Consider the following 21,195-nt stretch of genomic DNA (forward strand, 5'->3'; position numbering starts at 1 on the left):
AGCAACATCACTCGCCAGTCAAAAATCGTGACATTCATCACATTATATAGTGAAAATTCTTGCAAGCCAGCATATCTCGCTACTCGAATCGTTCGAGTGCGCGAGTTTTGTTCATTGCAACGACCTCTGTCGCATATACTTAATAAATTAGTTACTTTTTTTGAATAATATAAATTAACGAATAAAAATAAACTCCCTCACTTTTTACACTCGCCCTCCCTGTCCCTGAGGGGGATGTGGTTTATATTTACCTGCATCTGCCAATACACTTTAATTTTGCTGAGCACGACAATTAATAAACTCATTAAAAATAAAAATATAATCAAAAAGCACATAAATTCCATGAAGCTTATTTGTAACATCAATAGTAAATAAAAAACCATAACTAACTGTTATTATTAACCATAATTAACACACATGACTTATGACAAAACAATAAAATTTAAATATAAAGAATATAACAGAAACATTTTGCAATATTAGATATAATTTACTTACATATTTAATTTAAAGAAAAATGAACTTGATCGCTAGTATCAAATAGTCATCCCGGAGGGGAAGACATAATTCATATTATTTATAATTAAAAGGGAATATATAATGAAAAGAAAAGTACTGGCAATTCTGGTTCCAGCTTTATTAGCTGCAGGCGCCGCTAATGCAGCTGAAATCTATAATAAGAACGGCAACAAACTGGATTTTTACGGCAAAGTTGATGCTCGCCACACATTCTCCGAAAATCCGGATGATGACGGTGATGAAACTTACGTCCAGATCGGCTTCAAAGGAGAAACTCAGATCACCGATGATCTGATTGGTTACGGTCAATGGGAGTACAAAACCTACGCCAACAATACCGAAAACGCTGGTGACAAATCCTTCAATCGTCTGGCGTTTGCTGGTCTGAAATACAATGAATATGGTTCATTCGACTATGGTCGTAACTATGGTGTCGTGTACGACGTTGAAGGCTGGACCGATATGCTGCCGGTATTTGGCGGCGACTCTTATACCTGGACCGACAATTTTATGACCGGTCGAACCAACGGTGTTGCAACCTATCGCAACACCGACTTCTTCGGGTTGGTTGAAGGCTGGAACTTTGCTCTGCAGTATCAGGGGAACAATGAAGGCGCCAACCGTAATGAAGGTCAGGAAGGCACCAAAAACGGCCATAAGGATGTTCGTTTCCAGAATGGTGACGGTTTCGGTATTTCTACTTCTTACGCTTTTGACGGTAGCTTGACCGGCCTGAATATTGCGGGTGCTTACGCTGATTCTGACCGTACCAACTCTCAGCAGGCATATATGAATGCAGAGGGTAAAAATGCTGATGTCTGGACCCTGGGCATGAAGTATGACGCTAACAACGTATACGCTGCAGTTATGTACGCACAGACGCGTAATATGACGCCATACGGCAATTCAGGCATCGCAAACAAAACGCAAAACGTGGAAGTGACCTTACAATATCAGTTTGACTTTGGTCTGCGTCCATCTCTGGGTTATGTTTATTCCAAAGGTTACGATCTGAATAACGGCGGCGTAGATAATGACCAGGATCTGGTTAACTACTTCGACATTGGGGCATACTACTACTTCAACAAAAACTTCTCTGCTTATGTTGATTACAAAATCAACATGTTGGATGAAACTAAGTACGATTTTTACAAAAACAATGGTATCTCTACCGATGATATTGTCGGCATTGGTATGACCTATCAGTTCTAAGAGCTTTTAGGTGATCATCAGCCCGCCTCGTGCGGGCTTTCTGTTTTTTAGCTAGTGGAGTCACTTATCACAGGAAATCTTCATACGTAATGAAACCTTTCGCAGGTTACAGTTATTGCTAACTAAGCTAACTAGAAAATGATTATATTGCCCGCTAAAGGCTCAGTACCATTTGTGACGGGAGTCGTGGAAAGGAAATTACGTAAGTGCTTGAATAGTGGCGGAGAGAGGGGGATTTGAACCCCCGGTAGAGTTGCCCCTACTCCGGTTTTCGAGACCGGTCCGTTCAGCCGCTCCGGCATCTCTCCGCTGTTGAGGTTGCTATAATGCCAGGATCTTTGGCATTTTAATAGTTCCTGTCTCTTTAATTCGGTTCAAGTGACGACTTTGCGAGCAAAATGATGTTTAAATGGCCCTGGAAAGTAGATGAAGAGTCCGGCAACGCGGAAACCCCATGGGAAGAGGCTCTTGCCATCCCCGTACTGGCTAATCTGTCGGAGCATGAGCAGCGCCAGCTGGTGCAAATGGCCTCCCGCTTTTTGCAGCAGAAGCGTCTGGTTGCATTGCAGGGGTTTGAGCTCACTCCGCTTCATAGCGCCCGCATCGCCCTCCTGTTTTGCCTGCCGGTTCTCGAACTTGGTTTTGAGTGGTTAGATGGTTTTCACGAGGTACTTATTTATCCTGCCCCGTTCGTGGTCGACGACGAATGGGAAGACGATATCGGTCTGGTGCATAACCAGCGAATCGTGCAATCAGGGCAAAGCTGGCAGCAAGGACCCATTGTTCTCAACTGGCTGGATATTCAGGACTCCTTCGACGCATCTGGTTTCAATCTGATTGTGCATGAAGTGGCGCATAAGCTGGATACCCGCAACGGCGACCGCGCGAGCGGCGTGCCGTTTATCCCCCTGCGCGAGGTAGCTGGCTGGGAACACGATCTTCATGCCGCAATGAACAATATTCAGGACGAGATTGATCTGGTCGGTGAAAGTGCCGCCAGTATTGACGCTTACGCAGCCACCGATCCTGCTGAATGTTTTGCTGTGCTCTCGGAGTATTTCTTCAGCGCACCAGAGCTATTTGCTCCACGCTTTCCCGCCCTGTGGCAACGTTTTTGCCTTTTTTATCGCCAGGACCCGCTTAAGAGATTACGTAAGGATAGTCCGCAGGATGATAGTGAAAGCTCAGCAGTACACTAAAACAACGACCTGCACTAAATTTAGCCATTTTAATCAGCAAGTTAAATTTAGTGTTGACACAAAAATACGAGACCAGTAGTATTCGCCTCGTTCACACGATTCCTCTGTAGTTCAGTCGGTAGAACGGCGGACTGTTAATCCGTATGTCACTGGTTCGAGTCCAGTCAGAGGAGCCAAATTTAAGAAGCCTGCTTTCAAGCAGGCTTTTTGCTTTTCTGGCAAAAGAATCTTCTTACAGGCAAGAATCTCGACATCCACTACTATCTGAGCTCTCGCCCCTTCCCGCACGCCTGTTTTTATGACCACTAAATTTAAGCGCCAAACCAGACAGCCGCTACCCATCCCATATCAGTCCCTCCGGTGCCAGCGTAGCGCATCAACCACCAGCGAAAACGCCGCCGGCAGATGCTGTCGGCCAGGATAATAGAGATAGTATCCGGGAAAATTCGGGCACCAGTCGGCAAGCAGCGATACCAGTTCTCCTGAAGCGATATATTTCTCAACCAGATCATAGGGGACATAGGCGATCCCAACCCCGTCCAACGCGGCCTGAATCATCAGAAAAGTATTGTTAAAAACGGTTTGTCCTGCGACACGGACGCTGGTTTTTTGATTATCCTGCTCAAACTCCCAGGCATAAAGCGCCCCGTGGGTAGGCAAACGCAGATTAATACAGCTGTGCGCCAGCAGATCTTCAGGGTACGTTATCCCTGTTCTGCCAGAGAGATAGTCAGGCGCGGCAACCACCGCCATCTGCACGTCAGGCGTAATGCGCACTGCAATCATGTCCTTATCCACCTGATCGCCCATCCGCACGCCGGCATCAAAACGCTGGGCGGCAATATCGGTCAGTTCATATCCAACGCTGAATTCGATATTGATATCCGGATACTGATTTAGCAAAGGTCGCAGACGAGGCCAGAGCACGGTGACGATCGCATGGTCATTGGCGGTAATACGTACCGTGCCAGCTGGCTTATCCCGTGAGGCACGCAGCGAGATCAGTTCAGTTTCTATGTCATTCAACCGCGGTGCAAGCACTGCCAGCAGGCGGCTTCCGGCATCGGTTGGCGAAACGCTACGCGTGGTACGGATTAACAATCTCACTCCGAGACGCTCTTCCAGCCCCAGCACTGTGTGGCTTAGCGCTGAACGTGACACACCGAGAATCGCCGCCGCTCGGGTAAAGCTTCGCGCCTCGGCCACGACGGCAAAAGCCTGCAAATCGTTGAGTTTTTCTTTAATCATAATTGGTGAATTTAATGCACCAGTGTATTCGTATTTGAATATCTTATCATTTAATCCCCCCTTCTCTACACTTTGTTCGGCAGGTTGTCATGAACTGTGTTTAAGTCTGAAAAAGAAATATGGAGACACCATGAACGAACAATTTGACGGTAACGGTATCTTTCCCATGGGGCAGAAAAACGAGGCCTATGCGCAGTATTTTCAAGGTACCAGCTACCTGAATATGCTCTCTACGGAAGGGGTTAATATCGGTAATGTGGTCTTCGAGCCCGGCTGCCGTAACCACTGGCACATTCATCATAAAGGTGGGCAGATCCTGCTGGTGACCGGTGGACGCGGCTGGTATCAGCAGTGGAACCAGCAAGCGCGCCAGCTTAGCGCAGGCGATGTCGTGAATATTCCGGCGGGCGTCAAACACTGGCACGGCGCGGCCGCCGATAGCTGGTTTGCGCATATTGCCATCGCGGTCCCCGCCGAGGGGGCATCCAATGAATGGCTGGAACCGGTTAGTGACGAAACGTATTGTCAGCTACCTTAACCATCGAAACCGCAGGGTTCAGCAATAACGAACTCTGCCTGCTCCCCGAAAAAGCTTGCCCTGACGTCTAATGAACTTTCATGCGTCAGACTTTTTGCACTTAACACTCACAATAAGCCACGGGCTCACTCTCCCCCACATTATCATTCTCAACCGATTATATTTATTGTGATCTGACATCAGGCTGAATCATTTTATCAGCAAGAGATATATGCGTTTATTTTTTACGCAGTTACGCATGAAAAGGCTTGCACCCGGAATTAAAAAACCAGAATAACTCAGCCGGGGTGGCATTAAGTAGATAGTCTTTCGATCATTAATCTTTTCAAGGAGCGAAACAATACTATCAGATTTCACGCTTAATATGAGTAACGCTCTGTAACCTGCGCCGATAATAGGGATGGTAAATACAAGCCTGCGCACTTTCCATACTTGTCTTTGCTATTTGCAAGTACAGTTGAGACGCCCTACCAGGACAGCGCCCGCGCCCATGATGATTTCATTTCGGTCCTGCAGGGATTATGATGGCGAACATTATTCCTTCTGTCCGCAGTGATTGAGAAATAGATGGACTTCATCAGCATTATTATGTCGGCGGGAAAAACCTCCGTCAATGTGGCGCTTTATACGCTGTTGCCAATTATGGTTGTTATGCTCATCGTGATGAAATATCTCGAAGTACGTGGAGTGCTGGACGTTATTGTTCGCTGGCTCGCCCCGCTGCTTAAGCCGTTTGGCTTAACCGGGATGAGCGCTTTTGCCCTGATTCAGATGAATTTTGTCAGCTTCGCCGCTCCGCTGGCCACCCTCGCGATTATGGATAAACGCGGTGCCTCTGACCGGCAGATGGCCGCTACGCTGGCAATGCTTTTCGCCATGGGACAAGGCAACGTTTTCTATCCGTTAACCCCTTTCGGCCTGCACTGGCTGGCCTCCATCGTTATTTCCATCGTCGGCGGACTCTGCGCCGCTGCGGTAACCTGGCATATCACCGGCCGCAGGCTATCGATGGTTGAAAACGCCCGGGCCGAAGCGCTACCTAACGCCGAGCAAAACAGTCAGGGTATTATCGCCGTTATCAACAGCGCCGGTTCTGACGCCATTCGTCTGGCGCTCGGCGCGGTGCCAATGCTGATCCTGTCGCTGGCTATCGTCGGATTTTTGCAGGAGGCAGGCCTCATTGAGATGCTTCAGCGCCTGCTGCAGCCGCTACTGCTGTGGCTGAATATCCCGGTCAACTTCGTTTTGCCAGCGCTGGTCAAATGCGTAGCTGGCGGTACGGCCTACTTCGGCGTGGTCTCTGAACTCATCCAGCAGGGTAAAGTAACCGTCAGCCAGATTAACGCCTCGGCTGGCCTGTTAGTGCAGACGTTTGACCTTCCCGGCATCGGTATCTTTTTAGGCGTCAGCTCGCGCTTCGTTCGCCTGTTCCGCTTCGCCGCCAGCGGTGCTCTTGCCGGGATCGCCATCCGCACGATTATGCACGTCGCGCTATTCTGACGCCTCCGGGCGAAGACAGGCCGCAACATCGGCCTGCTCGCTACAGGCAATGTGATGATTAATTCTCACCATCATCCACGGGAAAAACGGGTTGGAGGTAACGCGCATCAGCGTATCCAGCCCGACGCTTAGCGTTGAGGTTTCTCCGCGCAAAGAGATTGTCCCAATGCTAATCCCATAACGATTTTTTTGTTCCGGCTCGCGGCCGTAAAGCGAGTCGGTTAGCGGAAACGGTACCGCCACGTGCGATAGCGAATACATATCCTGCGGCCAGGCGATATGCAGCGGCGTCACGGTTTCATTTCTGGTACCGGCAAGCGTTGTGCGTGCCACCGTCTGGTAAGTATCGGGAGCGGCATTGGTAATCACCGTCGTGCCATACCTCCGCGGCGCTGGCGGCAACAGCGTATTAACCGCCGAATAGAGCGACGGTCGAAACAGCGCGCGTAGATTCGCCGCCTGGTTAATATCGAAAATGACCAGTTCGCTACCGTTATTCGGTAAATAGCGATAGAGCGAATCCACTACCGCCCGGGTGCTCACCGTTGAATCCATGACCGATTGAAATGTTAATACCGGCGGCAGTTCAGAAAGACGCTGATTCTGCGCCTCCTGCACGATTTGCTGCTGCAGCGCCTGCGACAGCAGCCATGACTGCCTTGCCGCCTTAACCGGGAACGAATTGTATTTGTAGGGGTTAAATTCCGGGACGATGTTCAGCCATCCCACTCGCGCGAAGGCCGGAAATATTGAGGGTAAACCGGCCAGACCGGCGAAGCGGGCAAATGCGGTGACGCCAATCATCGGCGACAGCAGGATTATCTGTTGCGGTCGACGCAGCGATGTATCCTCAAGGCTATCGAGCGCGTATTTCAGCGCCAGCGCCCCACCGTTGGAGTAGCCCACTACGTGCAGCGGCACGTTGGCTCCCGCCAGCCGCGTCGCTTCGCGTACCGCGAGACGGGTGGTGGCAATCCACTCATCGCGCTCGACCGCGGTCAGCGCGCCGGGCGCGGTGCCGTGTCCGGGTAGCCTCGGCGCGATGGCGACAAATCCCTGCTGTTGATAGCGCTGCGCCAGATAGTGCACGCTGTAGGGAGAGTCCGTCAGGCCGTGAAGCAGCACCGCCGCACCGCGCGGTTTCCCCTGCGGCAACAGAATAAAAGAGCGGTTCCAGTCGGGTTGAAACTTATCCGGGTAAACCAGGCTTTGCGCGTAGAAGCGGTTGATGGCCGTTTTGTCCTCATCGCCGAGCGTATCGGTAATTTTGCTTTTCATATCGCGGAAAATCGCCTCTTCCCGCGTCTGGTATTCGGCAAAAGTGGCATGGTCAATTTCGCTGGCGGTCATTTCATTCGCCGTCCAGGTATGCCAACGATGCAGTGCCGGACCGCGCTGCGATTCGTAAATTCGCCCAATAAAAAAGACGATCACCACTACCAGCAAACCAATGACGGTTTTTTTCGCCACAGAGAACATTGTTGAGCCCGATTTATTCAGCAACCGGGTAATGTGCTTCATTGCCATATTTCTGTCCGAATTATCTCTCTGTACGCCAACGGGTGATGATATCTACCGGATAAGATTCGACGATTCCCTTTTTAAACATAGACTAAACCAAGCGGCTATTCTGATTGTCAGAAGAGGCGTAAAGATTAATTATCGCCAAAGTTTAACCGGTCAGGGGGGAATCGAATGGAATGGTGGATCAAGAAACTACGCGAGAACCCGACGTCTGGACATACCTGCGTGGTTCTGCAAAGCGGTCAGTTAATGATTATCGCCGAGCTCGCTCCCTGCCCCCGACGTTTACAGGAAGGCGACAAGCTGACGCCGCAGGCGGATGCTCTCTACTGCATCAACGACGACAAAACCGTCACCGTCAAAGTGCTCAACGCGACGCACTTCAGCCCTGAACGCTGGGCCTCCTTTGCTGACATAACCACGTATTAATCGACACACCGCGCTATCAACTGGTTCTAATCTCAGCATTTTCTTTGCCAGGCGACTTAAATTCTCCGACGCATATTTCAGTCTGTGACATACTAAGCAAGACGTCAGCAGAGCAGAAAAAGGAGTAAGTCATGAACCAGAAAGCCGCCAGTCTGACCCCGGAACAGGCGCTAACGCAGCTCGAAGCGCTGTATGAAAAATCGGTTAACGCGCTGCGTAAAGCCATCGGCGAATATATTAACCATAACACTCTCCCCGATAATCGCGCCCGCGCGGAAGGACTGTTCGTCTACCCGGAGCTCTCGGTATCCTGGGACGGTTCGGAACACAAAGCCTTAAAAACCCGGGCCTGGGGTCGTTTCACCCATACCGGTTGCTACACCACTACCATCACCAACCCTAAACTGTTTCGCGCCTATCTGCTGGAACAGCTCACCATGCTGTATCAGGATTATGATGCCTGCATCACCGTCGGCCTTTCACAGCATGAGATTCCCTATCCGTACGTTATTGATGGCTCCGAGCTGACGCTCGACCGTTCAATGAGCGCTGGCCTGACCCGATTTTTCCCGACCACCGAGCTGTCGCAAATTGGCGATGAGACCGCCGATGGTCTGTTTCATTCGACGGAATACTATCCGCTCTCGCACTTTGACGCCCGCCGCGTAGATTTCTCTCTGGCGCGTCTGCGGCACTATACCGGCACGCCGGTTGACCATTTCCAGCCGTATATGCTGTTTACCAACTATACCCGCTACGTCGATGAGTTCGTACGCTGGGGCTGCAGCCAGATTCTCGATCCCGATAGCCCCTATATTGCTCTCTCCTGCGCGGGCGGGATCTGGATAACGGCGGACACGGAAGCTCCGGAAGAGGCGATTTCCGATCTGGCGTGGAAAAAGCACCAGATGCCGGCCTGGCACCTGATTACCAAAGATGGCCAGGGGATAACGTTGATAAACATTGGCGTGGGTCCGGCGAATGCCAAAAACATCTGCGACCACCTGGCGGTACTGCGCCCGGACGTCTGGCTGATGATAGGCCACTGCGGTGGCCTGCGCGAAAGCCAGAGCATCGGCGACTACGTGCTGGCCCACGCTTATCTGCGTGACGATCATGTGCTGGATGCGGTGCTGCCGCCGGATATCCCGATTCCGAGCATCGCCGAAGTTCAGCGCGCGCTCTACGACGCGACCAAGCAGGTCAGCGGTATGCCCGGTGAAGAGGTGAAACAGCGGCTGCGCACCGGAACGGTAGTCACTACCGACGATCGTAACTGGGAGCTGCGTTACTCAGCCTCGGCGCTGCGCTTTAACCTTAGCCGCGCGGTCGCTATCGATATGGAAAGCGCGACCATTGCCGCCCAGGGTTATCGCTTCCGCGTCCCTTACGGCACCCTGTTGTGCGTTTCCGATAAACCGCTGCACGGCGAAATTAAACTCCCGGGACAGGCTAACCGATTCTATGAAGGAGCCATCTCCGAACATTTACAGATTGGTATCCGGGCAATTGACCTGCTGCGCGCCGAAGGCGACCACATGCATTCGCGCAAGCTGAGAACCTTCAACGAACCGCCGTTCCGCTAACCTCGCCTCCCCCTGCCCGGCCATGCCGCGCAGGGAAAACGCCCGTCAATGGCACAAACAAAAAACCCGCTTAAGTTTCCTTAAGCGGGCTTCTTAAATATGGCTCCTCTGACTGGACTCGAACCAGTGACATACGGATTAACAGTCCGCCGTTCTACCGACTGAACTACAGAGGAATCGTGTGAACGGGGCGCATATTATCGATGGTGTCCCGCCTTGTCAAAGGCTGTTTGCACATTTCAAATCGTTTGCCGAATAATTCTCCACTTTGGGCAAAAAGTATCGCTTCACTCTTCGTTTCAGGCATCTTCAGCCTGTCCTCTGCTCTCTTCAACTTGCGTTTTTTGCCGCGGATACTTCCACAGCCAGCGCCCGCTAACCATTCGACAATAAAACAGAACGCCGCGCACCGCCCAGTCAAGTACCATCCCCAACCAGACGCCGATAACCCCCATCCCCAGCACAATCCCCAGCGTATAGCCCGCCACCACGCGACAGCCCCACATGCCAAGCATTGATACCCACATGGTATAACGTACATCACGAGCCCCTTTAAAAGCGCACGGCAGCGTCCAGGACATCGCCCAGATAGGCATAAAGAAGGCGTTGAGCCACAGCAGTTCTTTCACCACTACCTTGACGTCCTCTTCGCTGGTATAGAACGAAGCGATCAGGCCAGCAAACGGCGCAGTTCCCCAGGCAATCACCGTCAACACGACCGTCGACAGCCAGAAAACGTGCCACGCCTGGCGTTGCGCCTGGCCAATCTGCCCCTTTCCAAGACGCCGACCGGTAATAATCGTCGATGCGGAACCAAGGGCGTTCCCCGGCAGGTTAATCAACGCAGCAACCGAGAAGGCAATAAAGTTGCCGGCAATAACGTTGGTTCCCATCCCGGCAACAAACATCTGCGTCAGCAGCTTACCGCCGTTGAACAACACCGACTCAATGCTGGCGGGAATCCCGATGCCCATCACTTCCCAGATAATGGCGAAGTTAAACGGTTTAAAATAGCTCTTCAGCGAAATGCGCAGCGCCGGGTTAAAACCGATCATTAATACCCAGATGGTTGCCACCGCGCCGATATAGCGGGCAATGGTTAATCCAAGACCCGCGCCGACGAACCCCATACCGGGCCACGAGAAAATGCCGTAAATCAGGATGCTGCTGATAATGATATTCAGGATATTCATCCCGCCGTTAATCAACAGCGGAATTTTGGTCGTCCCGGCACCGCGCAGCGCGCCGCTGCCAATCAGGGCGATTGCCGCCGCCGGATAGCTCAACACCGTCAGCTCAAGATAGGTCAGCGCCAGGCCTTTTACCTCAGCTGTTGCATCTCCGGCGACAAAGTTAATGATTTCAGTACCAAAGGCATGAATGACCGCCGCGAGAATTATCGAAAACAGAGTCATTATCGCCAGCGACTGGCGCGCTGCCGCCCTCGCCCGCCGCCGGTCCCGTTTCCCCAGGCTAAATGCCACTACCACGGTGGTCCCGAGATCGATAGCGGCAAAAAAAGACATAATCACCATGTTGAAGCTATCGGCCAGACCAACGCCCGCCATCGCCTCCTTTCCGAGCCAGCTGACCAAAAAAGTACTCAGCACGCCCATTAGCAAAACGCAGGCGTTTTCCAGCAAAATCGGGACCGCAAGAGGGCTGATTTCACGCCAGTAGAGGACGCGATAGCTTTTACGCTTTTTAAACCAGGACGTGCGCTCAACGGACTGGCGTAATGCGGAGGTGACGTTCAAGGGAGACCTTAGTGAGAAAAGTTGAAACTACATTTCAAATGATGATAGAGAAAAGCTAATCCTGCAAAGCATTTTTCCCGATGAATTGTCGGTAATTACGACAAATTGTTGATGGATACGCCAGTTAAGCGACTGACAACGAATTGATGTTTGACAAAATTTTTTTCGCCGTTAAGATACGACTCCACACGATTCCTCTGTAGTTCAGTCGGTAGAACGGCGGACTGTTAATCCGTATGTCACTGGTTCGAGTCCAGTCAGAGGAGCCAGATTTAAAAAAGCCCGCTTTTTAGCGGGCTTTTTGTTTTCCATTACGCAGAGCGGTTCGGGAAAATCAGGCTGAAAACAATTTGAGCTGCAGGCGGCTGCGGCAAGCACTGAGCGCGGGCCTCACCGCCGTGCAGAGTCATAATAGCGCGCACAATTGACAGCCCCAGCCCGCTGGCGTGGCTACTGCGCGCCGCGTCTGCACGATAGAAACGCTCAAACAGTTTTTCCAGATGTGCCTGCGCAATCGGCGGGCCCTGATTAATCACCTGGATGACCTGGCGGGTGTCTTCTGCCGCGGCTCTTAATATGATTTGGCTCGATTCATCGGCATACCGTACCGCGTTGGCGACCAGATTGCTTAATGCCCGCTGGAACAGCATCGCATCGGCCCACAGCAGCCCTTCACCTTCGCAAATCAGCTGAACATCCCGCTCCTCCGCCAGCCCCTCGAAATAATCCGCAACTCGCTGTAGCTCCTGCGCAATATCCAGGATCCGGTAGTTCAGCACCGACTGCGCATGGCTGGCTCGCGCCAGAAACAGAATATTTTCCACCATACGTGAAATGCGCTCCAGCTCCTCCATATTGTTAGAGAGCAGAGTTTCATACTCTTCCACGCTGCGAGACTGATACAAGGCCACCTGACACTGGCCCATCAGCGCTCCCACCGGCGTGCGGATCTCGTGCGCCAGATCGGCGGAAAACCGCGTCAGGCGCTGATAGCCTTCGTTAAGTCTGTCGAGCATGGCATTGAACGAAATAATAAGCTGTTGCAGCTCTCGCGGCGCATCCTGCTCGCTCAGGCGGGTCGCCAGGGTACTGGGCGTAATGACCGCCGCCTCTGCGGCCATGCGTCTTAGCGGCCTCAGCACGCGGCGCATCACCCAGTAGCCCAGCAGCGCAATCGCCAGAAAAGCCGTCACCACTGCCGCGATGACGCGCCATAAATAGCGCGCCAGCATTTTCTGTTCATTTACCATGACATGCGCGACGGAAATTTGCAGCTCCCTGCCATCTTCCAGCGTCACCAGACCGGATGCCACCCGTAACGGCACTCCCTGCGCGGTCACCCCACCCTGTACCTCATCCAGGCGCTGCGGGCGGTCCACCGGCGTCGGCGTCACCGGCGGTAACTGCACCCTGCCGGGATTAACGTTAATTAATGGAGTCTGGCCCGGGATGCGAAAAATTAAAACGTCCTGCTCGTTGCCCAGCATATTTTCGAACATCCCGGTATTCGCCACCAGCCGTTCCAGCGGGAAGCGTTTGCTCAGCACGTTGCGGTAATACTCTATTCGTCCGGTCACCTGCAGATCGCTACGGTGAATCATCTCATGGCGCATAGCGTTATATAAATATCCACCAGCGGCGCTCACCACCAGCGCCGCGACCAGCGCAAACAGGATAGCGCTTCGTAGCGTCAACGATGTCGCCTGCCAGCGCCGGGCCAGCACGTTCATGAACGAACCTCACAGACGTAACCGATCCCACGCACGGTATGAATAAGCTTGATCTCGAACGGCCGGTCGATTTTGGCGCGCAGGCGTTTGATAGCCACGTCGACCACGTTGGTGTCGCTGTCGAAATTCATATCCCAGACCTGCGAGGCGATCATGGTGCGCGAGAGTACCTCTCCTTCCCGCCTGACCAACAGATGCAGCAGCATAAATTCTTTATTGGTCAGCGCAATCACGGTGTCCTGACGGGTAGCTCTGCGCCGCAGCACATCAATATGCAGGTCGGCAATTTCATAACGATCGGACTCCCGTACGGTTCCGCGGCGCAGAAGAGTGCGCAAACGCAGTACCAGCTCGGTAAATGAGAAAGGTTTGACCAGGTAATCATCAGCCCCCAGTTCCAGGCCATGAATACGGTCCTGTACCTCGTCGCGGGCGGTAAGAAACAGTATTGGTACATCGCTTTTCTTGCGTAAAACATCAATAATCTGCCAGCCGTCAAGCCCAGGCAGCATGACGTCAAGGACAATCGCATCGTAACCATACTCCAGCGCCCGAAATAAACCGTCGGTACCATCACGCGCCAGATCAACGCCGTATCCGGCCTCAGTTAACCCCTTCTTCAGGTAATTACCGGTCCCGATATCATCTTCTACAACTAATATGCGCATTCTTACCACCTCATTACGTCTGCAAACAGATTAACAGTTTCTGCGCCGCGGCTTGATGACATTAATGTCATCAAACTGACATGGTGCTGTCCCGATCGCCGGACCATGCTTAACAGGCAAATGATTACAGGAGAATGTTATGCAGACACACCATCGTAGTATCGCCGGTTTACTGTTATCCACCCTGATGCTATGCAGCGGCATAGCCACCGCCGCACAGACGCCAGGCAAAGCTATCGCGCCGCTGCGCGGTACCGTTGACCAGGTCTCAGATACCAGCCTGCAGGTTAGCGATCGTAAAGGAGAAAAGGTCGTCGTAAAACTCAACGACAAAACCCAGATTTTTAGCGTCGCGAAAGGCTCGGCTGAGGATATCAAGCCGGACAGCTTTATCGGCACCGCAGCCGTGCCCCAGGCCGACGGTAGCCTGAAAGCGCTTGAAGTCCACGTCTTTGCCGCCAGCCTGCGGGGCACGGGTGAAGGGCATTCCCCGTGGGAATCCGCCGACGGTAAAATCAATACGATGACCAACGGCACCATCGGCAAGCTGGTAAACACCAACGGCCGCACGTTAACCGTTAATTATGGCGATCGGCAAAAGAACGTCATCGTGCCTGACAATACGCCGGTGGTAACCATCGATCCCGGCGATCGCAGTCTGCTGAAGCCCGGAACCCATGTCGTGCTGTTCTCCGCTACTGACGATAAAGGCGAACGCGTCGCTACCCGCATTTCTGCCGGCAAAGACGGTACCGTACCGCCGATGTAACTCAGGAGAAGGGCATGAAAACCAACGCGTCGCGGCCGGTGCATCGCTGGCCGGTCAGGCTCACCCATTGGGTGAATCTGGTCGCCATGATCTGCATGTTCATGAGCGGCTGGGAAATCTACAACGCTGCGCCGCTGTTCGACTTCCGCTTTCCGCCCTCCGTTACCCTGGGCGGCTGGCTGGGCGGCGCGATTGGCTGGCACCTGGCGGTAATGTGGCTGCTGGTGGTTAACGCTCTGTGTTATCTGCTGTGGAGTTTATTAAGCGGTCATCTCCGCCGCGATCTGCTGCCGCTGCATCTGGCCGCGCTCCGGCGGGATATCTGGCTAACCCTCACGCTGCGGCTAAACCACCGACCTGGCCACTACAACGCCATTCAAAAGCTGATGTACCTCGGCGTTATGGCCCTCGGCCTGCTGCTGGTGTTTTCCGGGCTGGCTATCTGGAAACCGGTACAGCTCTCATGGCTGGTGGCTCTGTTCGGCGGTTTTGCTATCGCGCGCTATGTTCACTTTTTCGCTATGGCTGGCATCGGGCTGTTTGTCGTTGTCCATGTGCTGATGGTGATTATCGTCCCTTCCACCCTGTGGGCCATGCTGTCAGGAGGCAAACATGAAGGATAAAACTCCATCCCGCCGCGCGCCCGCGCTGGAGCCGGAGCAGAAAAAACAGCTGGTAAATCTGCAGCGACGATTACTCCTGCGATCCGGTCTGACCCTCGGAGGCGTGGCGATGCTGACCGGATGCAATATGCAAGATGGCGATGAGATAGACAAAGTGCTGTGGGCTATGTCGCGCTGGAACGATCGGGTACAGTCCTGGCTGTTCAGCGGCCAACGCCTGGCCCAGACTTATTGTCGGGATCAAATTACCGACCCCTTTCCGTTCAATGCTTTTTATCCGCAATACAACGCGCCGGAAGTCGATCTGTTCGACTATCGTCTGGAAGTCTCCGGCAAGGTAGAGAAAAAAGCCCCGTGGACGCTGGAACAGTTACAGCATCTGCCACAACAAAGCCAAATTACCCGGCTAATCTGCATTGAAGGCTGGAGCGCGATTGGTCAATGGGGTGGCGTACCGCTAAAGCTATTCCTGCAGCATGTCGGCGCCGATCTCAACGCGCGTTATGTCGGCTTTAAGTGCGCGGATCGTTACTACACCAGCATTGATATGGCCACCGCGCTGCATCCGCAAACCATTCTGGCACTGGATTTTGCCGGTAAGTCGCTGCCTGTGGAATTTGGCTATCCGCTAAGGTTACGGGTGCCGACCAAGCTGGGGTTCAAAAACGCCAAGCATATCGCCGCTATTTTCGTCAGCGATACCAACCCCGGCGGTTACTGGGAAGATCAGGGCTATAACTGGTTTAGCGGTATTTAGACGCCCTGAACAGGATCGGTGTCAATGCCGCCGACATTGTGGGGAATCACCCTACGGGGGCTGCGAAAATGACGTCTTCCAGCAAGCCCGTTTGCCGGCGCCAGGCGGCAAACTCCCCATCAAGCCCTGTATTAATACTCCATGCTTTCCATCAGCAGCGGGCGCGTTATCTCGACAGCAGAAACCGCCCGGTATGACGACAGTTAAAAACCGCTACCTGCGTCGGCAAGCATCGCTGAACTGCCAATTTCCACCGGCATTCCGGAGCGGCGTTCCAGCGCCTGCTCCGCGCGAGTCATATCTACGCCCTCACCTTTCACAAAGGTCTGAATAGCCGGCGTGAGTGGAAGCGGAACCTTCCGGTCCGACTCATACTCCGCCCGGTTACGCGACAATGGCTCGTGGACTTCAACCCAACGACTCCCGTCCGGCTCGGCGGTATATTTCACCGGCTGATCGATAATTTGTACGCGCGTCCCTACCGGAACGGTATCAAACAGGTATTTGATATCGTCATTACGCAGACGGATGCAGCCCTGGCTCACGCGCAGGCCAATACCAAAATTGGCGTTAGTGCCATGAATAGCGTAGAGCCTGCCGATATAAATCGCGTACAGCCCCATCGGGTTCTCCGGTCCGGCCGGGACAAACGCGGGCAGACTTTCGCCCCGACTGGCATATTCGCGGCGGGTATTAGCGGTAGGCGTCCATGTCGGCGCCTCCTGCTTCCGCTCCACGGCGGTGACCCAGTTACGTGGGGTTTCACGCCCGGCCTGACCTATCCCAATCGGCAGAACCTCAACCGTCGTGCCATCAGGCGGATAGTAGTAGAGACGCATTTCGGCAACATTGATTACGATTCCCTGGCGTACCGTGGCGGGCAAAATAAGCTGCTGCGGCACCACCAGCGTAGATCCCGATTTTGGCAAAAATACATCTATGCCGGGGTTGGCCTCAAGCATATTGCTCAGGCCCTGACCGTACTGGGCGGCAAAGGACTCCAGAGGCTGGGTATTGTGTTGCGGAACGGTGATGGTCAGCGGGCTGCCGACCAGACGGCTTCCTTCCGGCGGCAACGGGTAGCTCACCGCCAGAGCGCTCTGGCTGGTGAGGATCATAATAAAAGAACAAAGCAATTTCACACGCCGCACAATTTCCCTTCCTCTGTGGCGATAAACGTGAATGAATTATAGCTTCGTTTGCTGTCTTATATCTGATTTATCATTCTGCTAAATTTGATAATCGATCGCCGCCTCTTCCGGCTCCATGGCCTGACGTTTAATTTCTTCAAGCGACAGGCCAGCGTTGCACAGTTCAATAAAGCGCCAGACATAATTTCGCTGCAGCTGCCCGCGCTTCAGGCCCAGCCAGACGGTATTGGCGTCGAACAGATGGCGGGTATCCAGACGCGTAAAGGTATCCGATTCCCGCTCGTCTCCCGATTGTTCCGCGACCAGTCCTACTCCCAGCCCCAGTTCAACGTAAGTTTTGATTACGTCGGAGTCCTGGGCGCTTAATACGATATCAGGCATCAGTCCCTTACGGTTGAATGCTTCATCAATACGCGAACGGCCGGTAATCCCCTGGCGATAGGTGATAAGCGGCCAGCGGGCAATAGCATCGAGAGTCAGCGGTGTCACCTGAGTCAGCGGATGATCTTTAGGAACCAGCAGGCTGTGATGCCAGCGGAACCATGGAAAGGCGACCAGCGTTGGATCGTTGCTCAGCCGCTCGCTGGCGATACCGATATCCGCGCCGCCGTTATGCAACAGCGCTTCAATTTCCTGCGGCGTCCCCTGGACCAGCTCAAGACGCACGTCGGAGAAGAGTTCGCGGAAGGCTTTAATTACCGGCGGCAGGCTATAGCGCGCCTGGGTATGAGTCGTGGCGATGGTTAATACGCCGGATGCATCGTTGGTGAACAGGTCGGCCAGGCGGCGAACGTTGCTGGCTTCATTAAGAATACGCTCGGCGATCGATAATAATGCTTTGCCCGGTTCGGTCATTCCGAGCAGACGCTTGCCTCGACGGATAAAAATCTCAATCCCCAGCTCTTCTTCCAGTTCACGAATATGACGGCTGACGCCCGATTGCGATGTATAGAGCATATTGGCGACTTCCGTCAGGTTGTAATCCTGACGGGCCGCTTCACGAATAATTTTCAGTTGCTGGAAGTTCACCCTTTCCTCCGGGCTATCAGACATGACATATGCACTATTGTTAAAGTCTGTTGTCCTTGCTAACAAATAATAAAAACCAGCAACTTATTCCATTCAGGAATATACCTTAACTCACTAACAGTAATTCACGGTTTTCCAGCGACGGTCGGCTCACCAGCGACATCAAAATCTCCTTCACCGCCTGCGCCTGCGGCGACAGGCTACCGCGAGCCGACATATTGAGCGACAGCGAAAGGCTCATTGACGGAGTAGTGATACGCGCCATCCAGCCATTCGCCGCGCCGCACAGAGAGCGGGCGGCAGATTCCGGCAGCACGGTGACGCCCATGCCGCTGGCTATGGCCGCCGTCAAGGTGGTAATCGATTCAATTTCCCCGATAATCTTTGCCGACAGGCGACGCAGGGTGAAGGCTTCGGTAACCCTTGCGCGAACGGCGCTATAATCGCGCGGCAGGAACAGATTCATCTCCGCCACCGCCGTCAAATCAACGCTCTGTCCCGGGCAATCCCGGGTTCCAACCAGGTAGAGATCTTCTTTCAGCAGCGGCTGGCTGACGATGCCGGCGACCGGAGCACGTTCATAGAGAACGGCCATATCCAGCTGGCCGTCGATAAGCTTATCGTTGAGGATCGTTCCGCTGCTTTCCTGTAAATAAACCATGACTTCCGGCAGTTCGTTACGCACCGTTTGCAGCAGCGGCATGGTAATTGCCGAAGCCGCCGTACCCGGTGCAAGACCGATTGACACCTGGCCGCTCAGCGTCTGACCAACATTATTCACCGCCAGCTGCGCCTGCTCGCACTGGCGCAGAATAGTCCGGGCGTGGGTATAGAGAATCTTCCCTGCTTCAGTCGGCGTAACGCCGCGTTTAGTGCGGATCAACAGCTGCTGGTCCAGCTCGCCTTCCAGGGTCGCAACCTGCTGGCTTAACGCCGGTTGTGCGATGTGCAAGACTTCAGCTGCCTGAGTCAGACTGCCGATATCGACGATTTTCACAAAATACTTCAGTCGTCTTAAGTTCATTTTGCCTCCTGTAAGGAACACCAGTACCAACACTGGCCGTTTAGATACAGGAGGATTTGCAATTTACTTGCCAGCTTTTTTTGCAGAGAAGTAAACACCGCGATAAGCCGCGTAATAAGGGATAGTGATAGCAAACCGCAATTTTATTGCCCGGTCAGCGGATTGCGGTATGCCCTATTAGGGGTATAGCTGCACTATAACGGTGCACCACGGCACGCGGCGCAGGAAAAACAGGCACACTGCTGAAATTGTCAGCAAACGATCGGATCGACTTGATTGAAGCTTTGACAAGGTGGGGGCTCATCGTTAATATGCGCCCCGTACACGATTCCTCTGTAGTTCAGTCGGTAGAACGGCGGACTGTTAATCCGTATGTCACTGGTTCGAGTCCAGTCAGAGGAGCCAAATTTAAGAAGCCTGCTTAGGAAACTAAGCGGGCTTTTTGCTTTTCTGCATCTCTCTGTCACTTCAAAAACATCAGCTCAGAATGGCTGCCAGCCTGGCTATATTTCAAAGGATTATTTCCGCGGCATACACAAGTGCTCTGAATCATAAACATCAGTTAGTTACGCAGACAAATGAAGGCGAATACAGGCTTTGTACAATCCAGGCGTTTTTCATTTTTTGGATCTTGATATAGCGTCCAGAATCAGGGTTGGGACTAAAAAAGACCTTTTGCATCACACCCTCTATCATGTTGTCGGCCTTTCTTTTCGAAACGATGGTATTGGTCAGGTGATAAATGTTGTTAGCCTTCTTTTCATAGTTGAAATGGTACGATCTTTCTACGTTGTACTTAACATCATCAACCATCACCTTTCCGGACACATCGAAATATCCCGTGTTATTTCTGCGCATAAGTAAAAAAGTATTAAATTTCGCGTCAAAACCAAACGTAGCAGATTCAACCGTCAGCTTCGCGGAACAGTCAAAATCACTTTTGTGATGGAAATAATCATGCTGCCACCAGAAAACAAAAATAACAACCAGAATACAGAGCAGAAGATAAAAGTCCTTCAGACTAAATTTACTGAGTAATTTCATAATCTGGCCTATAGTAGTTCTCGCATGAATAGAAATCATCTTTCTTGACTTTTGAATATATACAATGGGCCAAAAAACTTCTCCCTTCATGAGCCTTCAAGACTGAATCTGAAAAATTAAAATAAAAAATGCTGTTTCCTAAGCAACTCATCCTTTGTTTATCGATAATTTCCCGGGCCAGGTCCATCATCTTTTGCTTTTGTTCATTTGGGATGGCGTAAAAAGTTCTTACCGGGCAAGAACCAATGCTCCCCAGATAATAGATTTCATCCTGTTCGCTACCAAAGACAGACCGATATAAATCAGAGTGAATGCCGAATGAAACCAGAGTCAACGCGCACAACGCAAACAGTGCATAACCGACCTTTTTAACCATTCCCGTTGCGGATTTTTGCGTCTCCTCATTTATACTGCTGCTTAAAACGCTTTCTTGCGTATCGCTCTCATGACCAGCCTCACGGGCAGAATAATCCACTCTCTCTATGGCAATGCCTGAAGATATCATGAAACCGACTCGCGGCACGGTAACGATAATCTCCTCCATGCATCCCATATTCCTGAAAGTAGCCCTCAGGTCTGAAATATACTTATTAAGACTATGACTGGAAGTCCGGAGTCCATGGGCATCCCAGACTTTTTCCAGTATCTCATTTCTGTAGACCACATGTTCCCTATGGTCTAAAAGGAATTTGAGCAGGCGGCTTGTGGTAGCCGTCAGCGTAACGGCAGACTCCTCGTCGAGCCAAATCAGGCCATCATCACTCCTGAAATGGATTGTCCCTTGAATTTTGTAGATCATAAACTAGCCTTTCAAGTAATACTCCGATGGACACTATCCGCAACAACCCCTTTAACCAGCATTTTATGCTGAAAATATTTATATTTTTC

The 21,195-nt window shown here is 52.2% G+C and carries 20 protein-coding genes and 5 tRNA genes; 12 read left to right on the forward strand and 13 right to left on the reverse strand.

Features of this window, described 5'->3' with window-relative positions; all coding sequences use genetic code 11:
* Positions 1 to 600 precede the first annotated feature (600 nt).
* Positions 601 to 1,731, forward strand: a complete 1,131-nt coding sequence (ompC, locus tag GJ746_RS16190) for a porin OmpC (protein WP_154681110.1) — start codon at positions 601 to 603, stop codon at positions 1,729 to 1,731.
* Between the two features lie 218 nt (positions 1,732 to 1,949).
* Here ompC and GJ746_RS16195 read toward each other — a convergent pair.
* Positions 1,950 to 2,039, reverse strand: a tRNA-Ser gene (locus GJ746_RS16195).
* Positions 2,040 to 2,129: 90 nt separating this feature from the next.
* Here GJ746_RS16195 and mtfA point away from each other — a divergent pair.
* On the forward strand, positions 2,130 to 2,930 hold the full coding sequence (gene mtfA / locus GJ746_RS16200; RefSeq protein WP_195908742.1) for a DgsA anti-repressor MtfA: 801 nt from the start codon (positions 2,130 to 2,132) through the stop codon (positions 2,928 to 2,930).
* Between the two features lie 100 nt (positions 2,931 to 3,030).
* Positions 3,031 to 3,106: transfer RNA gene (locus GJ746_RS16205), tRNA-Asn, on the forward strand.
* A 172-nt stretch (positions 3,107 to 3,278) separates the two neighbouring features.
* On the opposite strand, the gene GJ746_RS16210 is transcribed toward GJ746_RS16205, so the two are convergent.
* Positions 3,279 to 4,181: a LysR family transcriptional regulator gene (locus tag GJ746_RS16210; protein WP_154681111.1), complete on the reverse strand. Its 903-nt coding sequence runs from the start codon at positions 4,179 to 4,181 to the stop codon at positions 3,279 to 3,281.
* 127 nt (positions 4,182 to 4,308) lie between these two features.
* Here GJ746_RS16210 and GJ746_RS16215 point away from each other — a divergent pair, with 127 nt between their 5' ends.
* Both GJ746_RS16215 and GJ746_RS16220 read left to right on the forward strand, forming a co-directional pair.
* Positions 4,309 to 4,716, forward strand: coding sequence for a cupin domain-containing protein (locus tag GJ746_RS16215; protein ID WP_154681112.1), 408 nt, complete (start codon positions 4,309 to 4,311; stop codon positions 4,714 to 4,716).
* A 567-nt stretch (positions 4,717 to 5,283) separates the two neighbouring features.
* On the forward strand, positions 5,284 to 6,216 hold the full coding sequence (locus GJ746_RS16220) for a nucleoside recognition domain-containing protein (RefSeq protein ID WP_154681113.1): 933 nt from the start codon (positions 5,284 to 5,286) through the stop codon (positions 6,214 to 6,216).
* Here GJ746_RS16220 and GJ746_RS16225 read toward each other — a convergent pair.
* Entirely contained in the window at positions 6,208 to 7,737 is a 1,530-nt protein-coding gene (locus tag GJ746_RS16225; RefSeq protein WP_195908743.1) for an alpha/beta hydrolase, read from the reverse strand. The two genes, GJ746_RS16220 and GJ746_RS16225, sit on opposite strands and share 9 nt — an antisense overlap.
* A 174-nt stretch (positions 7,738 to 7,911) precedes the next feature.
* On the opposite strand from GJ746_RS16225, the gene GJ746_RS16230 reads away from it, so the two are divergent.
* Positions 7,912 to 8,169 (forward strand): histidine kinase, encoded by a 258-nt coding sequence (locus tag GJ746_RS16230; RefSeq protein ID WP_154681115.1) that lies wholly within the window; start codon positions 7,912 to 7,914, stop codon positions 8,167 to 8,169.
* Between the two features lie 131 nt (positions 8,170 to 8,300).
* The gene (locus GJ746_RS16235; protein ID WP_154681116.1) at positions 8,301 to 9,755 is read left to right on the forward strand and encodes an AMP nucleosidase; all 1,455 of its coding nucleotides are present in this window, start codon (positions 8,301 to 8,303) and stop codon (positions 9,753 to 9,755) included.
* A 100-nt stretch (positions 9,756 to 9,855) separates the two neighbouring features.
* Here the strand turns inward: GJ746_RS16235 and GJ746_RS16240 are convergent.
* The 3 genes from GJ746_RS16240 to GJ746_RS25645 form a co-directional block, all read right to left on the reverse strand.
* Positions 9,856 to 9,931: transfer RNA gene (locus GJ746_RS16240), tRNA-Asn, on the reverse strand.
* 123 nt (positions 9,932 to 10,054) lie between these two features.
* The gene (locus GJ746_RS16245) at positions 10,055 to 11,512 is read right to left on the reverse strand and encodes an EmmdR/YeeO family multidrug/toxin efflux MATE transporter (RefSeq protein WP_154681117.1); all 1,458 of its coding nucleotides are present in this window, start codon (positions 11,510 to 11,512) and stop codon (positions 10,055 to 10,057) included.
* Between the two features lie 95 nt (positions 11,513 to 11,607).
* On the reverse strand, positions 11,608 to 11,700 hold the full coding sequence (locus GJ746_RS25645; protein ID WP_413773409.1) for a DUF5951 family protein: 93 nt from the start codon (positions 11,698 to 11,700) through the stop codon (positions 11,608 to 11,610).
* Positions 11,701 to 11,705: 5 nt separating this feature from the next.
* Between GJ746_RS25645 and GJ746_RS16250 the strand changes: the two genes are divergently transcribed.
* A tRNA-Asn gene (locus GJ746_RS16250) sits at positions 11,706 to 11,781 on the forward strand.
* A gap of 42 nt (positions 11,782 to 11,823) precedes the next feature.
* Here GJ746_RS16250 and GJ746_RS16255 read toward each other — a convergent pair.
* Both GJ746_RS16255 and GJ746_RS16260 read right to left on the reverse strand, forming a co-directional pair.
* Positions 11,824 to 13,242: a heavy metal sensor histidine kinase gene (locus tag GJ746_RS16255; RefSeq protein WP_154681118.1), complete on the reverse strand. Its 1,419-nt coding sequence runs from the start codon at positions 13,240 to 13,242 to the stop codon at positions 11,824 to 11,826.
* The gene (locus GJ746_RS16260; RefSeq protein ID WP_154681119.1) at positions 13,239 to 13,910 is read right to left on the reverse strand and encodes a heavy metal response regulator transcription factor; all 672 of its coding nucleotides are present in this window, start codon (positions 13,908 to 13,910) and stop codon (positions 13,239 to 13,241) included. Before GJ746_RS16260 ends, GJ746_RS16255 begins: the two co-directional genes overlap by 4 nt.
* Before the next feature lie 139 nt (positions 13,911 to 14,049).
* On the opposite strand from GJ746_RS16260, the gene GJ746_RS16265 reads away from it, so the two are divergent.
* Genes GJ746_RS16265 through GJ746_RS16275 form a run of 3 tightly spaced genes read left to right on the forward strand, consistent with a single transcriptional unit; the run spans position 14,050 to position 16,059 of the window.
* Entirely contained in the window at positions 14,050 to 14,679 is a 630-nt protein-coding gene (locus tag GJ746_RS16265) for a DUF5666 domain-containing protein (RefSeq protein ID WP_154681120.1), read from the forward strand.
* Positions 14,680 to 14,693: 14 nt separating this feature from the next.
* Positions 14,694 to 15,302 (forward strand): cytochrome b/b6 domain-containing protein, encoded by a 609-nt coding sequence (locus GJ746_RS16270; protein WP_154681121.1) that lies wholly within the window; start codon positions 14,694 to 14,696, stop codon positions 15,300 to 15,302.
* The gene (locus tag GJ746_RS16275; RefSeq protein WP_154681122.1) at positions 15,292 to 16,059 is read left to right on the forward strand and encodes a molybdopterin-dependent oxidoreductase; all 768 of its coding nucleotides are present in this window, start codon (positions 15,292 to 15,294) and stop codon (positions 16,057 to 16,059) included. Before GJ746_RS16270 ends, GJ746_RS16275 begins: the two co-directional genes overlap by 11 nt.
* A 203-nt stretch (positions 16,060 to 16,262) precedes the next feature.
* On the opposite strand, the gene ldtA is transcribed toward GJ746_RS16275, so the two are convergent.
* The 3 genes from ldtA to nac form a co-directional block, all read right to left on the reverse strand.
* Positions 16,263 to 17,210, reverse strand: coding sequence for a L,D-transpeptidase (ldtA, locus tag GJ746_RS16280; protein WP_154681123.1), 948 nt, complete (start codon positions 17,208 to 17,210; stop codon positions 16,263 to 16,265).
* A 78-nt stretch (positions 17,211 to 17,288) separates the two neighbouring features.
* Positions 17,289 to 18,239 (reverse strand): HTH-type transcriptional regulator Cbl, encoded by a 951-nt coding sequence (gene cbl, locus GJ746_RS16285; RefSeq protein ID WP_154681124.1) that lies wholly within the window; start codon positions 18,237 to 18,239, stop codon positions 17,289 to 17,291.
* A gap of 106 nt (positions 18,240 to 18,345) precedes the next feature.
* Positions 18,346 to 19,263, reverse strand: coding sequence for a nitrogen assimilation transcriptional regulator NAC (nac, locus tag GJ746_RS16290; protein WP_154681125.1), 918 nt, complete (start codon positions 19,261 to 19,263; stop codon positions 18,346 to 18,348).
* Positions 19,264 to 19,592: 329 nt separating this feature from the next.
* On the opposite strand from nac, the gene GJ746_RS16295 reads away from it, so the two are divergent.
* Positions 19,593 to 19,668 (forward strand) — tRNA-Asn (locus tag GJ746_RS16295).
* Positions 19,669 to 19,821: 153 nt separating this feature from the next.
* Here GJ746_RS16295 and GJ746_RS16300 read toward each other — a convergent pair.
* The gene (locus tag GJ746_RS16300) at positions 19,822 to 20,307 is read right to left on the reverse strand and encodes a hypothetical protein (protein ID WP_154681126.1); all 486 of its coding nucleotides are present in this window, start codon (positions 20,305 to 20,307) and stop codon (positions 19,822 to 19,824) included.
* Positions 20,291 to 21,106, reverse strand: a complete 816-nt coding sequence (locus tag GJ746_RS16305) for a winged helix-turn-helix domain-containing protein (RefSeq protein WP_154681127.1) — start codon at positions 21,104 to 21,106, stop codon at positions 20,291 to 20,293. The genes GJ746_RS16300 and GJ746_RS16305 overlap by 17 nt, the downstream gene beginning before the upstream one ends.
* Positions 21,107 to 21,195 lie beyond the last annotated feature (89 nt).

The sequence above is a fragment of the Klebsiella oxytoca genome (assembly GCF_009707385.1).
Lineage (GTDB): Bacteria > Pseudomonadota > Gammaproteobacteria > Enterobacterales > Enterobacteriaceae > Klebsiella > Klebsiella oxytoca_C.

Coding starts and splice junctions, on each gene's coding strand:
- GJ746_RS16260 (WP_154681119.1), bottom strand. CDS start 13,910: ATGCGCATATTAGTTGTAGAAGATGATATCGGGACCGGTAATTACCTG.
- GJ746_RS16230 (WP_154681115.1), top strand. CDS start 7,912: ATGGAATGGTGGATCAAGAAACTACGCGAGAACCCGACGTCTGGACAT.
- GJ746_RS16275 (WP_154681122.1), top strand. CDS start 15,292: ATGAAGGATAAAACTCCATCCCGCCGCGCGCCCGCGCTGGAGCCGGAG.
- GJ746_RS16270 (WP_154681121.1), top strand. CDS start 14,694: ATGAAAACCAACGCGTCGCGGCCGGTGCATCGCTGGCCGGTCAGGCTC.
- GJ746_RS16225 (WP_195908743.1), bottom strand. CDS start 7,737: ATGAAGCACATTACCCGGTTGCTGAATAAATCGGGCTCAACAATGTTC.
- mtfA (WP_195908742.1), top strand. CDS start 2,130: ATGATGTTTAAATGGCCCTGGAAAGTAGATGAAGAGTCCGGCAACGCG.
- GJ746_RS16265 (WP_154681120.1), top strand. CDS start 14,050: ATGCAGACACACCATCGTAGTATCGCCGGTTTACTGTTATCCACCCTG.
- GJ746_RS16235 (WP_154681116.1), top strand. CDS start 8,301: ATGAACCAGAAAGCCGCCAGTCTGACCCCGGAACAGGCGCTAACGCAG.
- GJ746_RS16255 (WP_154681118.1), bottom strand. CDS start 13,242: ATGAACGTGCTGGCCCGGCGCTGGCAGGCGACATCGTTGACGCTACGA.
- GJ746_RS16220 (WP_154681113.1), top strand. CDS start 5,284: ATGGACTTCATCAGCATTATTATGTCGGCGGGAAAAACCTCCGTCAAT.
- GJ746_RS16215 (WP_154681112.1), top strand. CDS start 4,309: ATGAACGAACAATTTGACGGTAACGGTATCTTTCCCATGGGGCAGAAA.
- GJ746_RS16305 (WP_154681127.1), bottom strand. CDS start 21,106: ATGATCTACAAAATTCAAGGGACAATCCATTTCAGGAGTGATGATGGC.
- ompC (WP_154681110.1), top strand. CDS start 601: ATGAAAAGAAAAGTACTGGCAATTCTGGTTCCAGCTTTATTAGCTGCA.
- nac (WP_154681125.1), bottom strand. CDS start 19,263: ATGAACTTAAGACGACTGAAGTATTTTGTGAAAATCGTCGATATCGGC.
- GJ746_RS16300 (WP_154681126.1), bottom strand. CDS start 20,307: ATGAAATTACTCAGTAAATTTAGTCTGAAGGACTTTTATCTTCTGCTC.